Source organism: Ditibartonella apis, from assembly GCF_001952075.1.
GTDB lineage: Bacteria > Pseudomonadota > Alphaproteobacteria > Rhizobiales > Rhizobiaceae > Bartonella > Bartonella apis.
On the sequence record NZ_LXYU01000001.1, the window covers coordinates 235,400 to 251,663 of the forward strand.

The window sequence follows — 16,264 nt, forward strand, 5'->3', positions numbered from 1 at the left end:
TGTCGTTCACATGGCCGTGAAAAGGCATTTTTGCAATTATTATCAATTAGTTGACCTATTTTGGGTCAATTTTCTATGCAACCCTGCGTTTTTAATAAGCATGGACGAAAGATGAAAGAATCCAACACACCGACGCCGTTACGCATTATCTATCTGGTGATCGGTTGTCTTATGATTGTTTTGGGGATTGTTGGCGCCGTTCTACCTATTATGCCGACAGTGCCATTTTTGCTTGTTGCGTCGTGGTGTTTCGCAAGGTCATCTCCGCGTTTTCATAATTGGCTTCATAACCACAAGGTTTTCGGCCCCCCGATCAAACAATGGGAAGAACAAGGGGTCATATCACCTTTTATCAAATTCCTTGCTGTTGGCGGAATGGCTGTCGGTTTTTGTTCGTTCTTGCTCATTGCCCAACCGGTTTTATGGTTGGCATTGATAACAATTGCCGTATTAATTTTAATTTCTATCTATATTTTGACGCGACCGTCCCGCTAACGTTTTGGCCGCTTACGGTTTCAGGACATGAATCTTGTCACCGGTCTTGAGAACCGGAATGACGGCTCTACAATGAAAATAATTTTCATTCGTTCCGCTTTTGTCAAAGAAAATTCGAGCTTCTTTCGTGAACTTCCCAATGAGCCTTATTTTCCGATTTTTCATAAAAACAACTATCAAATCAACAAATAAAAAAGCGCGGAAGAACCCGCGCTTTAAACAGAGATAACATTCGACGCCAATTATTTTACAACCGGCTTCGGGCTATTTTACAATCACCTTTGCACCAATTTCCGTGCGGTTATAGAGGTCTATAATATCTTGATTGATAAGACGGATGCAGCCGGATGAAACATTGGTGCCAATTGACCACCATTCAGGTGTGCCATGCAGCCTGAACATACTGTCTTTACCATCTTTATAGAGATAGAGTGCCCGAGCACCAAGCGGATTTTGCAAGCCCGGTTTCATTCCACCGGCAAACTCTTTCAATTCAGGTTGACGTACCAACATACGCTGTGGCGGTACCCAGTTAGGCCATTCTGCCTTGCGCCCGATTGTAGCGTTACCCGTCCAGCGGAAACCATCACGCCCTACGCCGATGCCATAACGCATGGCCTTGCCATCCGGCATGATATAATAAAGATATTTGGCTCCGGTATCGATGATAATTGTGCCGGGTTTCTCATCACTGGGATAGCCGACAATCTGGCGGCGAAACTCCGGCTTGATCTCGTTTGCTTTGATTGCGGGTATAACAAAACCACCATCATTGACCTGAGAATAGGCCGCAAGCGTTGATGACGAGCCTCCTGTTGTTGTACAACCGGCAAGCGTTGCGCTGGCGAGCAGTCCGGCAGCTAACAAAACAAATTTTACGCGCATATTCCCCTCTTTAATCAATAGGCCAAATCAGCAGACACGAATCGTATTCGTGTCACTCAATTAAATCCGCGATTGTTAATAGGCTATTAACCTTATACAGTTTGCGTAATTTTGATAGAAAAAACTGTTTGGTTGAAAAATTTTACCCCGTTTTTTCTTCAAACGCGACCAAAACAGACTGGTCTTTCGAGTTGTCTAGAAAAGATGAACGAGAAACTTCGAAGTTGCAAAAGCAACGAAGGTCATTCATGAAATATTTTTCGGATGAATATTTTTTTCGAAAAATAAAGGAATTTACTTGGGATAGATTTAAAAATTCAATTACACGTTGATAATTTCATTACTAATTTTCATAAATACAATAATATTGCGATAGAGAGAAAACGCATAAAATATAATATTGTTATGATGATCTCGATTTTGTGATTTTCAAACCGTATTTTTTACTTTGTCGCAACACCGAAGTAAATTAACATTCTTAACAGATAGAGGAAGAATGAGCCTTAACAGATAGAGGAAGAATGAGCCTTTTTAATGCCGGAAAACGAAAGGTTCTTTGCTTGAACATCTTCAAGCCACCTGATTTTGAAATGCTCGACGGAGCAAAATAATTTCAGGTTGATCAGGTAATTTGGCGATTATTTTATCGGATATGATTTGATGAATGGATAAGGTTGATCGGGATAGACAATCAAAACTACTAAAATCAAGGGCAAAACAAATAAAACCAAGTCCAAAACAAATAAAAATACCGGAAAAGAAAAAGGCCGCGCGGGAGGAGATGCGCAGCCTTTGATTCCGAATGCAGCTATGGGAGGAGGAGGTGCTGCATTCAACTTGCTGGATTTGGGAGGAGGAGTAATCCAGCAAGAGGTAAAATATTGCATCAGCCGCCGAACAACAACCCACAATTATGCATAGCTGTTATGCATATAGAAAGCCGTTTGTTTTCAAACGGTTACGGTTAGCGAAAGGGCACAACGCCCCAATAATAGTGGAAAAATGTCTTTAAAAACCAAGGTTTCAGATAACGTTTTTTAAAACGATTTAGTTCGCGACATACTTTTTGTAGAAATTGACGATCCGGTTTGATAGTTTTGGCTTTTTTTCGTTCCAAAAGAATGGTGCTGGTAAGTCCGATCTGGACGACAATCGCCGGAAAAATTTGTTCGATATTAAGTGACCCGAAAACTCCGCATTCCGGATTGTACATAATTTCATCAATCGGTGCAGTAACAAGTTTGACTTCATCATATAGTCGTCTGGCACAAGCTTTGGATATAATGTAGCCGCCGGAACAATAATGTTTGGTCACCAGCCGTCCAAGTTTATAATTGTCAGCAAGTTCAGTATCGAATTTTTTTAAAACACAAACGATTTGGGCAGTATCCAGCTTAACGATATCACACCCTTCAGGCACCCAATCCGCATTTTTCAAAAACTGATGAGCATGGGTGGAAAGTTTTATATCGTCTTCGAATACCGCCCCATAGGGTTCATCGCCTTCAGCAATCAACCGCCAGCATTCAAGATGACTGAGAAAACAGCCAACTTCGGCTCTCGTGATTTTTTTAGGCCACTTGCGAATACGCGTCAGCTTGTCGAATTGCTCTTCAGACAAAGAATGTCCGTCAACGGCTTTGACCCGGGTAAAACCGAGACCTTGTTTGGTAAATATGCTTTTTATATGAATTAACCTCTCTTCGGAGCGATCAAGATTAATCACATAACGTTTCATGGAGCTTAAGCCTCAGTGACAAATTAGGCTTAAGCTTCTAACATTAAACGGGGACAATACTCAAGCTGCCGATGAGCGAATGCGCGCTGTAATTGATATAAAAAGAAACGTAACGATAAAGAGAAGGGTCATGATCAGCACAATTGTCGACGCAGCATCGGAACCGAGAAACGCACTTGCATAAACGCCGAAAAGGCTGCTGAAAACCGCAATTACAACAGCTATCGAAATCATGAACGAAAAACGCTTTGTTACGAGATAGGCAATGGCACCGGGCGCGATAAGCAAAGAAATAGCCAAAATTATCCCCACAGCTTTCAATGCTGCAACGATTGTCAGGGAAATCATTGTAAGCAAGGCATAATGCAAAAAACGGACATTAAGACCCACAGCTTTAGCCTGAATGGGATCAAACGTGAAAAGCAGGAAATCACGCCATTTTGCACCAAGGGTAACGGCTACCAAAAACGAGATGATGAAAGTCTCGGAAATATCAAGCCAATTTACACCTAACAAATGGCCGAACAGAATGTGATTGAGATGAAGCTCGCTTTCAATGCTGGTTGCCATAACCAATCCCAAACCGAACATTGAAGAAAACACCACTCCCATCACTGTGTCTTGCTTGATACGGCTGTTTGCCCACAAAAAGCCGGTGAGAACCGCACAAACCATGCCAGCAAGAAATGCACCGAAGGCCATCATTGCCATGGTAACATCGGACCGATTGATGGCTTCCGCACTAATAAAAGGTATAAGTCCCAGAACAAACATCGTGAGCGGTGTCATCATATAGCCCGCAACGACACCCGGAAAAACAGCGTGGGAAATAGCATCCCCTAAAAGGGACCATCCTTTCAAAACCAGAAAGCAGGACAGCATTGCCATCGGCACTGCAACGGTCATCGTAATCAGCATTCCCCTGATCATGAAAGGAAATTGGAAGGGAAATAGAAGCGTATCCATCATGATTGAACTTTCTTCGCGCGCAGGCGGGCCGCGATAAAACCGTGTTTGGGGGCAAAGAAAAAACTCAAAGCAAATAGCAGTGCTTGCAGCAATACAATGACGCCCCCGGTTTGAGCATGAATAAGGTAACTTGAATAAACGCCGACAATGCTCGTGAGAATGCCGATCACAACCGAAAGAACAATCAAACGTTGAAAACGGTCGGTTATCAAATAAGCGGTCGCTCCCGGAGTAACAACAAGACTGATGACCAGAAAGGCTCCTACCGTTTGCATGGCTGCAACTGTTGAAGCCGCAAGCAGGGCAAAAAACAGGATTTTCAATCCTTTGGTGTTTATACCAATTGAACGGGCATGATTTTCGTCAAAGAAAGTCACCATCATATCTTTCCATTTGATGAAGAGTATAACGAGTGAAATGATGCCGATCATTGCGAGCTGGAAGATATCTGTCGGGCTTACCGCCAGAATATTGCCGAGCACAATTGTATCAATGCTCACAGCCATCGGCTTTAAAGATTTCATAAACAACCCGAGTGCGAAAAATGACGAAAAAATGAGGCCTATGATGGTGTCTTCTTTCAATTTCGTTCGCTCGTTGAAAAATAGTATGGCAGTGGCCGCAAGCCCTCCCGAAAAAAAAGCGCCCAACGAAAACGGTAAGCCCAACATATAGGCACCGGCAACACCGGGCACAATCGAATGGGAAAGTGCATCGCCAATCAACGACCAGCCTTTAAGCATCAAAAATGCCGAAAGAAATGCGCAAACACAACCAACCAATGCGGAAACCCACATCGCGTTTATCATAAAATCATAAGAAAAAGGTTCCAGAAGCTGGTCTATCATTGTGGCAACGTCTTTTGCTGATAAGGAGAAAGCACAAGCGGGTCTTCATCATCGCTGACGACGTCAACTCCGGTTAATGTTTGTTGAGGGCTAACCACCTGATGTCTTAATGCACCACCAAAGGTTTTTGTGAGGTTTTCTTCGGTGAAAATTTCGGACGTCGGGCCATAACCCAAAACCGTGCCCTTTATTAAAACCGTGCGGTCGCAAAATTCGGGCACCGAGCCAAGATTATGCGTGGAAACCAGCATAACGGCACCGCTTTTGCGCATTTCTTTAAGCAAGGCAATGATTTGGTCTTCTGTTTTGATGTCAACGCCGGTAAAAGGTTCATCAAGTAAAATGACCTTTGCTTCCTGCGCTATAGCGCGGGCCAGAAAAACGCGTTTTTTTTGCCCGCCGGACAACTCACCAATCTGACGCTTGCGAAAGGGAAGCATATTTACCCGCTGCAAAGCATCTGTCACGGCTGCATAATCGACATCTTTTGGCTGGCGCAGAAAATTCATGTGGCCATAACGACCCATCATGACAACATCTTCAACCAGTACCGGAAAATTCCAATCGACATCTTCAGATTGAGGAACATAAGCGACAAGATTTTTCTTCAATGCATTGCGCACCGGCATACCAAAAACAGTGATGGAACCGCGCGACAGACGTACAAATCCCATGATAGCTTTGAATAAGGTCGACTTGCCGGAACCGTTAATTCCAACCAATGCAGTAATAGAACCTGTCGGTGTTTCAAAACTTGAATCGCGCAGTGCCGTATGTCCATTACGGTAGGTCACTGTGATATGTGATGCAGAAATTCCTTCAGTCTTCATTGGGCTAGTCCCTTGGCAATAGTGGAACTTGTTACTTTCAGAAGATCAATATATGTGGGAACAATGCCGTCAGCCTCGGACAGCGAATCGACATAGAGCACACCGCCATATTTGGCGCCGGTTTCACGAGCAACCTGTTTGGCTGGTGCATCCGAAATTGTACTTTCCGAAAAAACCACAGGAATGTTGTATTTTCTCACGGCATCAATGACATGTTTAACTTGTTGGGGTGTGCCTTGCTGGTCTGCATTGATCGGCCAAAGATAAAGTTCTTTCAAATTAAAATCGCGGGCAAGATAGCTGAACGCACCTTCACTCGTAACCAACCAGCGGCGATCTTCCGGCAAGCCTGAAAGTTCTGCCTTGATCGGATCAATCGTTGCTCTGATCTTGGCTTTGTAAATTTCTGCATTTTGCTTGTAAGTTTCAGCGTTTTCCGGATCATATTTCACAAACGCATCGCGGATATTGTCGACATAGATCAAAGCAGATGTGGGCGACATCCATGCATGGGGATTGGGTTTGCCATTATATGGCCCCTCGTTGATGCTCATAGGATCAACGCCGGTTGAAACGACAACCCCCGGCACATCATGAATATTGTCAAAAAATTTCTCGAACCATAATTCCAGATTCAACCCGTTCCACAAAATAAGATTGGCACCTTGGGCCCGCATCAAGTCCTGCGGTGTCGGTTGATATTCATGAATTTCTGCACCCGGTTTGGTTATTGACTGGACTTCGGCTGCATCTCCCGCAACATTTTGTGCCATATCGGCGATAACAGTAAATGTTGTTACAGCCTTGAATTTCTGAGCAGCAAAACTGTTTGCAGCTGAAAAAAGACTCATCAAAACAACTATAACTGCAGATACAAATGTTTTGAGACCGACCTGTTGTAAAAAAGCAGGTTTCATATTCAAAAATCCTCTCACTTAATTTTCTTATTGCAAATGATTTGCAATTTCTATATTGCGTAACAAATCATATCGTTAATTGCAACTGCAAACTATTTGCAATAATTAAACAGCGATTTTTAGATATTTGCTTATAACCAGTGACTGACAAGGAGCGTTTATGTTGGATTTTACGGGACACATCCGTCCGGTCGTCAAGAGCACAAAAACCGTAACCCCGATCCATGATATATTGGAAAATTGCGGGCTTCGCGTCACACGTCAAAGATTGATTGTTGCAAAATATATCTTTGGTAGGGAAAAATGCCTGATAGATGCAAACCGCCTTTATGAAGATATCGCTTCTTCCGGTGAGGATATTTCCCTTGCGACAATCTATAACACCCTGCATCATTTTACCAAAGCAGGATTGGTCAGGCCGGTTGCATCTTCCGGACAAAAATCATTCTTTATTGCCAATTGCCGTAATAGCAGTTTTTTCCACTACGAGAGCGGAAAAGTCATTGCCCTTTATGGTCATGAACCGGATGTACAAAAGCTCCCTCTTCCCCCTGAAGGCTTCGAAATAAGCCATATTGATGTTGCTATTCATCTTGTCAAAAAAACCGGCATCCCGAATGTTTCGGGAAAACCGGTTATGAAATCGGACGCCGTTCACGCCCGATAATCAATCATCGACTTTTTGGCGAGTTATATTGCCCTGACGATCGATGTAGAGCTTGAGGCGTTGATTGTTTTTGTCAATTACTTCGGCTTTCCAGCCTTCGTGCTTTTCATCAAGCTCGCGAATTTTAAAACCGCTTTGTTCCAGTTTTGTGGTCAAAGCCGACCAGCTGATACGTGCATTTTCTGCCGCAAAAGACGAGCTTGAAAAACCGGCTAAACCAATAGTTGCAGTGGCAGCAGCAAGTGCAATCATGCGAATTTTGTTCATTATCATATCTTAATCCTCCATTCGTATTGTTGACCCGTTGTACCACCAGAAATTGCAGATAACTTTTGGTACCCGTTTATCGCATATGGTTTTTATTCCACCCGATACAAGAGCAAAATCTCGTCATAATCTATTTGTCAATCTTCCGATTACCGGTCAAAAAAACGCAAAAAACGTTTAATCAATAAGAGCTTTTGTATTCAAATGATGCTGCCGGAAACAATTTTCCCGATTAATAATCCTTGAATAATCATCGCAGCATTTAAAAACAAAAGAAAATCCGATATTTAAGCCGGCATATCACCACTCGAATCGTGACAACCGGATCTAACAATCAAGACTTGTTGTTTTTTATCTATGTGCGTCAAAAGCCGTTTTCATACACGTTAAAGGTTTTTTCTGTGTGATCAAACTTGCCGGAAATTCAAACAAAATGTAAGCTTTAACTCGAATTTTTACAGCAAAAACGGTTTCATCGTTTTGATATAAAATGAATACACTGCCTCACAGATTGTCAGAAAAGAGGTTCGCTCCTGAAAACCGCATATTACAGAACATAAACCAAACATTTATTGTGCTCTTTTTATGTTCTGCACGTGAGATACCCCACACGGCCGGGCTTTTGTGGTACTTGTTCTTTCATTAAGCGGCACTATTTTGTGCCGAACATACGGTCGCCTGCATCGCCCAAACCGGGAAGAATGTAGGACGCGGGATTAAGTGCCCGATCAACCGATGCAGTGAAAATATCGACATCGGGATGAGCCTTTTGCAACTGTTTGATTCCCTGTTCAACACTTAATATGCACACAAACCGTATTTCTTTAGCGCCATGTTTTTTCAATTGTTCAATGGCTTTGACAGCCGAATTTCCGGTTGCAAGCATAGGATCGACCACAATAACCAATCGCTCTGAAATATCTTCAGGTGCTTTGAAATAATATTCGACCGCTTCAAGTGTATTATGGTCACGGTAAAGGCCTATATGACAAACGCGTGCAGACGGCAAAAGATCAAGCATGCCGAAAAGCAGCCCCTCACCTGCTCTCAAAATCGAGGCAAGAACGAGCTTTTTGCCCTTGAGCATGGGAGCTTCCATTTCTTCCATCGGTGTTTCGATGTGAACGGTTTCAAGCTCCAGATCGCGGGTGACTTCATAACCAAGCAAGAATGCTGTTTCCCGCACAAGCTGGCGAAATTCGGCAGTCGATGTTTCTTTGCGGCGCATCATTGTCAATTTGTGTTGGACAAGAGGGTGGGAAACAATTGTTAAACCCATGGGCTTTTCTCCTCATTACAGCATTCTATATGTCGTATAAAACCATTGAAGTGGAATGAAAAGGGCGAAGCTCGACTGGTCCTACTTTTTCATCAGAACCCATTCCCTAAACGGATAAGTTAGGCTAGAAAAAGACGGGATAAATTTGAAAGGTCACAAATATGACTGCTGAGACAGAGCGCGTCGGCGCAAAAGGCGGGATGGAAGAAACATTCGGTTTCAAGAAGGTCGACGAATCGGAAAAACAGTCGATGGTCAACGGAGTTTTCCATTCTGTGGCCAAAAAATACGATATCATGAATGATGTCATGTCGGTAGGCATGCACCGCCTGTGGAAAGATGCATTTGTTGCATGGCTTCACCCCTCGCATCTTGACGGTTATAAAGTTCTTGATGTGGCCGGCGGCACAGGTGACATTGCTTTCCGTATTGTTGAAGCTTCCGGTCGCCATGCCCATGCAACGGTTCTTGACATCAACAGTTCCATGCTGGAAGTCGGGCGCGAACGGGCAAAGAAAAACGGCCTCATGCCCTATCTTGATTTTGTCGAGGCCAACGCCGAAAAACTTCCCTTTGAAGACAATACATACGATGCCTACACAATTGCATTCGGCATACGCAATGTTCCCCACATTGCCAAAGCATTGTCGGAAGCCTATCGCGTTTTGAAGCCGGGGGGACGGTTTATGTGTCTGGAATTTTCGGAAGTCCAGATGCCGATTCTTGATAAACTCTACGACATATGGTCATTTCAGGGCATACCGCGCGTCGGCCAGATGATCGCCGGTGATAAAGAGTCTTACCGCTATCTTATCGAATCTATCCGCAAATTTCCCAAGCAGGAAGATTTTGCTGCAATGATACGGACAGCCGGTTTTTCTCATGTGAGCTACCGTAATCTGACCGGTGGCATTGCTGCCATACATTCCAGCTGGAAAATCTGAATGTCAAAACTTACCGCATCCTTCCGTCTTATGCGTGTCGGCTTCATTCTGGCACGAGAAGGTGTGTTAAGCGCACTCCCAAGCGATGGATTACCCGCTTCGCTCGCATTTTTCCATCGTTTCGCCGGCTGGTTTGCCAGAAAAAGAAGTAAAAAAACCAACCGGTCGGAAAATATGTCACGGGCAATGAACAAGCTTGGTCCATCCTATATCAAGCTTGGACAATTTCTTGCAACCCGTCCCGATATTGTCGGATCGGAAGTAGCAAAAGACTTGTCGAGCCTCCAGGACCACGTCGATACTTTTCCTCATGAACAGGCTATTGCGCAAATCGAAGGTTCGCTCGGCCGCAAAATAGATGATCTTTTTGTCGAATTCGGTCCGGCAATTGCCGCCGCTTCGATGGCACAAGTTCACCCCGCAACCGTGCGGAACCCTGACGGGAGTCTTCGTAAAGTCGCCGTCAAAGTTATTCGCCCCGGAGTAAGGCGGCGTTTTGCCAAAGATCTTGAGGGATTTTACCTTGCTGCAGAAATGCAGGAACGCTATGTGCCGGCAGCACGGCGATTGAAGCCGGTCAGCGTTGTCGACACGCTTGCACAGACGACGAAAATCGAGATGGATTTGCGTCTGGAAGCTGCGGCGCTTTCCGAAATTGCCGAAAATACAAGAAATGACAAAGGTTTTCGTGTTCCCGCAGTCGATTGGGAGCGCACAGGACGTGATGTTCTGACGATGGAATGGATCGACGGCATCAAAATGTCGGATATCGAGGGGCTTAAATCCGCCGGTTTCGATCTCAATGCACTTGCTGTCACCCTTATGCAATCCTTCCTGAAACACACATTGCGCGACGGTTTTTTCCACGCGGATATGCATCCGGGCAATCTTTTTGTTGATAAAGATGGATGTATCGTTGCAGTCGATTTGGGCATTACCGGAAGGCTCGGCAAACAGGAAAAACGTTTTCTCGCTGAAATTTTATATGGCTTTATTACCCGCGATTACCGGCGTGTAGCAAACGTCCACTTTGAAGCCGGTTATGTGCCGCCCCATCAAAATATGGAAAGCTTTGCACAGGCCAACCGTGCCATAGGCGAACCGATCCACGGTCAATCGGCTGAAACAATTTCGATGGCCAAATTGTTGACCCTGCTTTTTGAAGTGACCGAACTTTTCGACATGCAAACACGGCCGGAACTATTGCTGTTACAAAAAACCATGGTCGTTGTGGAGGGCGTTTCCCGTTCGCTTAATCCCCATTTCAATATGTGGAAAGCAGCCGAACCGGTTGTAAAAGAGTGGATCACAAAAAATTTAGGGCCCATCGGCATGGCAAAAGATTTGACCGAAGGTGCGCAATCGCTCCTTACTTTTGCCCGCAGAACGCCGGAACTTGTCCGAAGCGTCGAACGCATCCAGAAGGGTGCCGATAAAATGGCGCAGGAAGGCCTTCATCTTGATGATGATACGCTGAAAAGATTTGCCCTAATGCAGGGAAAACAAAACCGGTTTGGCCGATATGCTGTCATTCTAATCGCTGTTTGCATGGTGATTATCACTTATAAACTTGTTGTTTAACGCAAAGTCGGAACGACAACGAACGCTTCATTTTTTGCAAAAACTTTGGCGGCGTGTTGTTTCACGCCGCTCAAAATATCACCAAAACGCTATAACCGACGTTCTGCATTTCTTAATCAATAAACGCTCGTCTTCAGGTTTGATTGCGTTTCAAACCGGTAAAATTACGCGATATTTTTATAACACCTTATGACTAGCGTCCCGGCCGATATTCCAGTATCAAGCTAAATACAGAACCATTTGGAAACTGTTATTTAACGCCGAGTTCAACACCTTTTTTGGCTCTTGGTGTTCCCATATGATCTTTAAGCCAACATTGCTTTTTCCTAGGGATAAATGAAAAAGCTATACACCGCTGATCTCCAATACATCCTATAAAACAGGAAAAATAATCCGTATTTTCGATATAAGTGTAATCACCACCCGTGATATCCTTATTACTCAAAGCCATAAAATCGGTTATTTTTACGCTATTCCTTTTGCTTGAGATAAAGGCTGCAGCGGCGTCTTTATTGCGAATAAGGGCAACAACATCATATTTCAGCATACAAGCATGGAGGCGTTTGTGGTAGGTCAGTGCCTGACAACGCCCGTCATTTTCGCACATTTCTAAGCAATTATCGAAACTCACATGTTTTGCAGACCGGTAATCAAACCCGATGGCATCGTAATTATTTTGATTAATGAACGTTACGGTAGGCTGATTAACGGGTGGTACGTTGACGTTGCCCTGCACGCCGGCAGACGAATTTGATTGAGGCAATGGCTGGTTTACGGTCTGATTGGCCTCATTGGTTGGCGTCGGGGCGTAACACAATATCTTATAAACCGAAGGCGTTGCTTTTTCGGTAATATCCGCAGTTGAAGGAACAGGTGCACCCTTATCATCATTGGCGTAAGAGACTGTTAAACCTTGCGCTTCTATGAATAGTGCCGCAACGCCTGCTCTCAGCGCAAAGTTGACATTTTGTGCAATAAATCCGGTTTGATCGGCAAAATTTTTTGATAATCCGGCAGTGGTTATACCGATAACGTGACCATGCCTGTCAATGACTGGTCCGCCCGAATTACCGGGCTGAATAGGTGTTGATATCTGTAAATAACGCGCATCATTTTCGACACCTGAAAGGGCATTGACATTGCCGGTCGTCATTTTGATCGAATCCGATAAAAGACCGTCCAGTGGAAAACCGAGTGCAATAATATCTTCGCCCAGGCGGATGACATCACGCCTTAAAAACAATGCCTGCGTTTTTACTCCTGCCGCTGCCTTTATCAAGGCAAGATCATCATGGGAATCCATGCGAAGATCTACAGCATCCCCCGTATTGCCGATTTCCACACGTTGGCACCCTCTAACAACGTGTGCATTGGTCAATATCCAGCCATCATCAGTAACGGCAAAACCACTACCCGTAGAAGATGGCGTTTCAGCCCATGTTGCTTCATTCAATGTGGTCAATATCAATAAAAATGAAAGCAACTCTGGAATAAAATAACGCATATATTCTCTCCACATGATGAATTCTTCAATTACATCATTATATGAGACAAAATAGTCTGAAAATTTAAATATCAAATAAACGGTTTCATCCCAAAATTTAAAAATCATTTTTACATTATAATGAACGATACATAATGAATTCAAAAATAGTTGCGCATGAAGAACGGTTAAAGAATAAGATAAATCCGGTTGATGCACTTGCCGTGATTGTTTGAATAGGCTAAACCGGATGATATTTTGATTTCATTGATTGCATATTTTGATTGCTTGAGAGGTTTTCCATGGCCAGTATTACAATTCGCAATTTACCTGATGAAGCAAAGGAAAAACTTCGCCTTAACGCTGCGAAAAACAAGCGCTCTATGGAAGAAGAAGCACGACTTTTATTGATGTCAGGCTACAATGGAGAAATATTTCCGCAAAAAGCCAGTGTCAAAGAAATGCAATCATTGAAATCAAAGTCGATACTTTTGATTATAAGTGGCGGAGTTGCCGCTTATAAAGCGCTTGATCTCATCCGCCGCCTCAAGGAAAGAGGCGCCAAGGTTACTGTTGTAATGACCAAAGCGGCAACAGAATTTGTAACGCCGCTTGCCGCGGGCAGCCTTTCAGGCGGCCATGTTTTTACCGATCTCTTTCAACGCCATGAGGAACACGATATTGGCCATATCAGGCTCGCCCGGTCTGCCGATTTGATTATTGTAGCACCTGCAACAGCCGACCGGATTGCAAAAATGGCAAATGGCATTGCCGATGATCTTGCGGGAGCAATTCTCCTTGCAGCCAATTGCCCGCTTCTTATTGCGCCGGCAATGAATCCGGCAATGTGGAAGCATCCGGCTACACAACGCAATATCCGCACTCTTATAGCCGATGATATCAGAATGATCGGCCCGGAAAGCGGCGAAATGGCCGAAAGCGGAGAAGCCGGTCGAGGTCGTATGAGCGAACCGCTCGCAATTGTTGCTGCGGCCGAATCCATGCTTGATTGTGGGGGGACCCCCCTCTCTGGCAAGCATATTGTTGTTACGTCGGGACCGACCCATGAACCGATAGATCCTGTGCGCTATCTTGCCAACCGCTCTTCAGGCAAACAAGGGCATGCAATTGCCGCCGCACTGCATCATCTTGGTGCACAAGTCACACTCGTTTCCGGTCCTGTCAGCATTCCCGATCCGGATGGCATTGAAACCATTCACGTTGAAACGGCAATAGAGATGCTCGATGCGGTAAAACACGCCTTGCCTGCCGACGCCGCTATATTTGTTGCAGCTGTCGCTGATTGGCGCAGTGCTGAAAGTGCCGCACAAAAAATCAAGAAACAAGCAGGCCAATCTGCCCCGACATTGGAAATGGTCGAAAATCCCGATATTCTTGCCACTATCGGGCACGCCCGGAACCGGCCGAAGCTCGTTATCGGTTTTGCCGCAGAGACAAATGATCTCATCGAAAATGCGAAAAAGAAGCTTGATAAAAAAGGTGCCGATTTCATTCTGGCCAATGATGTTTCTGTCGATAAAGAGGGAAAAAGCGTTATGGGAGGAGATTATAACAGGATTTCATGTGTGAGCCGTAACGCTGTCGAAACGTGGCCGGAAATGAACAAAGAAGACGTTGCTAAAAAACTTGGCAAAAAAATAGCAACATTTTTTTCGTGAACGGATAACCTTTTTGGTAATAAGTCCATCCCGATAAATTTACATTTTGTAATATCTATCAAAATTATCTTTTCACAATGCGTTGATAATTGGAAGCGTACTAGTAATACGCAATTGAAAACTTACATATTTTTAAAGCTGTTAAAAAGGACATTGGCAGGAATGAAAACGAAATTATTTGGATTAAGCATTCTATTGATGGGGCTTGGTGCATTTCCAAATGCTTATGCGAACTCGCAATGCGGAGTGCCAGAACTTACAGCATGCCCCACACCGGTCGATGAAAAATTGCCCGATGTCAAAAATATGTTGAAATGGAACATGGAAGACAGGATGATCGGCTTTCGCAACGATTATCGCGCCTATCCCGGTGACGTCTTCAAGCACTCAACACCTCGTCCATTGATGCGACAAATTCATGATATGTCGAGTGTTTCCTATACCGTCGACGGCCATTCTTATAACCTTCAGGAATATGTAGCACGCAACAAGATCGCCGGATTAATGGTGATAAAAAATGGTGTTGTAGTGTTGGAATTTTATGGCCGCGGTAATACACCCCAAACTTTGTGGACATCCCGATCTGTCGGTAAATCCGTCGTTTCAACCCTTGTTGGTGTGGCTCTCAAGGAAGGGAAAATCAAATCTCTTGATGATAAAGTCGTTCGCTATAATCCTGACGTCAAAGGTACCGTCTGGGCAAATATCACGATAAGGGAATTGTTACAGCACACATCAGGGGTCAAATGGGATGAAAATTACGAAGACGATAATTCCGATTTTGCCAAACTTACCCAGTGTGAAGCTTTGGACAATGCCTATACTTGTGTCCATGACCTTGTAATCAACAAAAAACGCGTAAAACAGGCAGAGCCGGGGAAAGTTTGGGCATATTCATCAGGTGGTGCATGGCTTTTGGGCGACACTTTGGAAAAAGCTGTGAAGATGCCACTTGCCCAATATTTGCAGGAGAAAATCTGGAAACCTTACGGTATGGTCAGTGACGGTGTATGGCATAGCTATCAAAAAGGTAAGCACGATACCGGTGCTCACGGCTTTAATGCAACATTAGAAGACTGGGGAAAATTCGGACAATTTGTTCTTTATAACGGTTTCCTTCCCGACGGCAAAACGATTCTGCCTGATCATTGGGTCGTTGATGCGCGCACATGGAACAAAGCAACAAATTCGGTTAATAAAAATCACCCGGAAGGAAGTTACGGGTTTGAATGGTGGAACAATGCCGTACCTCAATCTGCGGAAAACGTTTCACCCAAGCTTGGACTGAGCAGTTCGGAAACAATGTGGGGCTTGGGAATTTACGGGCAGATGCTGGTTGTCAACCAGCAGGAGAATATGGTGATTGTCCAGTGGTCGACATGGGAAAAAGCCGAACCATCTTTTTCTGCCGAACCACTTGAAGCTTCATTGATGTTCAATGCAATTTCCAACAGTCTTAATCAATAAACGGTCATAAAAAACCGCCAAACGCGGATAACTTTGATTTGTCTCTGTGCCGGAATCGCAACTTTACATTTGTGATCTAAAATTCGAAAGGGCTCCTATCAATGGATAGGAGCCCGTTTTCTTTCGGGCAAGTTTTTCACGTACCCCATTATTGCCGGCGATTTTTCGACGGCTAAAACTTAAGGCCTAAAGGTATTGTTCGCTGCAGCAGATAG

General features: G+C 44.2%; 15 protein-coding genes. 6 read left to right on the top strand and 9 right to left on the bottom strand.

The window, feature by feature from the left end; all coding sequences use genetic code 11:
* Positions 1-111 precede the first annotated feature (111 nt).
* Positions 112-495, top strand: coding sequence for a YbaN family protein (locus tag PEB0122_RS00995; RefSeq protein ID WP_075869679.1), 384 nt, complete (start codon positions 112-114; stop codon positions 493-495).
* Positions 496-759: 264 nt separating this feature from the next.
* On the opposite strand, the gene PEB0122_RS01000 is transcribed toward PEB0122_RS00995, so the two are convergent.
* The 6 genes from PEB0122_RS01000 to PEB0122_RS01025 form a co-directional block, all read right to left on the bottom strand.
* Positions 760-1,380, bottom strand: coding sequence for a L,D-transpeptidase (locus PEB0122_RS01000; protein ID WP_075869677.1), 621 nt, complete (start codon positions 1,378-1,380; stop codon positions 760-762).
* A gap of 964 nt (positions 1,381-2,344) precedes the next feature.
* Positions 2,345-3,118 (bottom strand): glycosyltransferase family 25 protein, encoded by a 774-nt coding sequence (locus tag PEB0122_RS01005; RefSeq protein ID WP_075915254.1) that lies wholly within the window; start codon positions 3,116-3,118, stop codon positions 2,345-2,347.
* Positions 3,119-3,178: 60 nt separating this feature from the next.
* Positions 3,179-4,087, bottom strand: coding sequence for a metal ABC transporter permease (locus PEB0122_RS01010; RefSeq protein ID WP_075915255.1), 909 nt, complete (start codon positions 4,085-4,087; stop codon positions 3,179-3,181).
* The gene (locus PEB0122_RS01015) at positions 4,084-4,935 is read right to left on the bottom strand and encodes a metal ABC transporter permease (protein ID WP_075915256.1); all 852 of its coding nucleotides are present in this window, start codon (positions 4,933-4,935) and stop codon (positions 4,084-4,086) included. The genes PEB0122_RS01010 and PEB0122_RS01015 overlap by 4 nt, the downstream gene beginning before the upstream one ends.
* A complete protein-coding gene (locus PEB0122_RS01020) occupies positions 4,932-5,765 on the bottom strand; it encodes a manganese/iron ABC transporter ATP-binding protein (protein WP_075869673.1) in 834 nt (277 codons plus the stop codon). Before PEB0122_RS01020 ends, PEB0122_RS01015 begins: the two co-directional genes overlap by 4 nt.
* The gene (locus PEB0122_RS01025) at positions 5,762-6,616 is read right to left on the bottom strand and encodes a metal ABC transporter substrate-binding protein (RefSeq protein ID WP_225867786.1); all 855 of its coding nucleotides are present in this window, start codon (positions 6,614-6,616) and stop codon (positions 5,762-5,764) included. Before PEB0122_RS01025 ends, PEB0122_RS01020 begins: the two co-directional genes overlap by 4 nt.
* A gap of 226 nt (positions 6,617-6,842) precedes the next feature.
* Between PEB0122_RS01025 and PEB0122_RS01030 the strand changes: the two genes are divergently transcribed.
* Complete coding sequence (locus PEB0122_RS01030; RefSeq protein ID WP_083639759.1) at positions 6,843-7,349, top strand: Fur family transcriptional regulator; 507 nt, start codon at positions 6,843-6,845, stop codon at positions 7,347-7,349.
* Here the strand turns inward: PEB0122_RS01030 and PEB0122_RS01035 are convergent, their stop codons facing one another.
* On the bottom strand, positions 7,350-7,622 hold the full coding sequence (locus tag PEB0122_RS01035) for a PepSY domain-containing protein (protein WP_075869671.1): 273 nt from the start codon (positions 7,620-7,622) through the stop codon (positions 7,350-7,352).
* A 646-nt stretch (positions 7,623-8,268) separates the two neighbouring features.
* Complete coding sequence (upp, locus tag PEB0122_RS01040) at positions 8,269-8,895, bottom strand: uracil phosphoribosyltransferase (protein WP_075869670.1); 627 nt, start codon at positions 8,893-8,895, stop codon at positions 8,269-8,271.
* Positions 8,896-9,056: 161 nt separating this feature from the next.
* On the opposite strand from upp, the gene ubiE reads away from it, so the two are divergent.
* The gene (gene ubiE / locus PEB0122_RS01045; RefSeq protein ID WP_075915258.1) at positions 9,057-9,839 is read left to right on the top strand and encodes a bifunctional demethylmenaquinone methyltransferase/2-methoxy-6-polyprenyl-1,4-benzoquinol methylase UbiE; all 783 of its coding nucleotides are present in this window, start codon (positions 9,057-9,059) and stop codon (positions 9,837-9,839) included.
* Positions 9,840-11,420 (top strand): 2-polyprenylphenol 6-hydroxylase, encoded by a 1,581-nt coding sequence (gene ubiB / locus PEB0122_RS01050; protein ID WP_075869668.1) that lies wholly within the window; start codon positions 9,840-9,842, stop codon positions 11,418-11,420. It abuts the gene before it with no gap.
* A gap of 250 nt (positions 11,421-11,670) precedes the next feature.
* Here the strand turns inward: ubiB and PEB0122_RS01055 are convergent, their stop codons facing one another.
* Positions 11,671-12,924, bottom strand: coding sequence for a trypsin-like peptidase domain-containing protein (locus tag PEB0122_RS01055; RefSeq protein WP_075869942.1), 1,254 nt, complete (start codon positions 12,922-12,924; stop codon positions 11,671-11,673).
* A gap of 281 nt (positions 12,925-13,205) precedes the next feature.
* Here PEB0122_RS01055 and coaBC point away from each other — a divergent pair, with 281 nt between their 5' ends.
* Both coaBC and PEB0122_RS01065 read left to right on the top strand, forming a co-directional pair.
* Positions 13,206-14,582 carry a bifunctional phosphopantothenoylcysteine decarboxylase/phosphopantothenate--cysteine ligase CoaBC gene (gene coaBC / locus PEB0122_RS01060; protein ID WP_075915259.1) on the top strand — a complete coding sequence of 459 codons (1,377 nt, stop codon included), beginning with the start codon at positions 13,206-13,208 and terminating at the stop codon, positions 14,580-14,582.
* Positions 14,583-14,744: 162 nt separating this feature from the next.
* Entirely contained in the window at positions 14,745-16,049 is a 1,305-nt protein-coding gene (locus PEB0122_RS01065) for a serine hydrolase domain-containing protein (RefSeq protein WP_075869666.1), read from the top strand.
* The last annotated feature ends 215 nt before the right edge of the window (positions 16,050-16,264 follow it).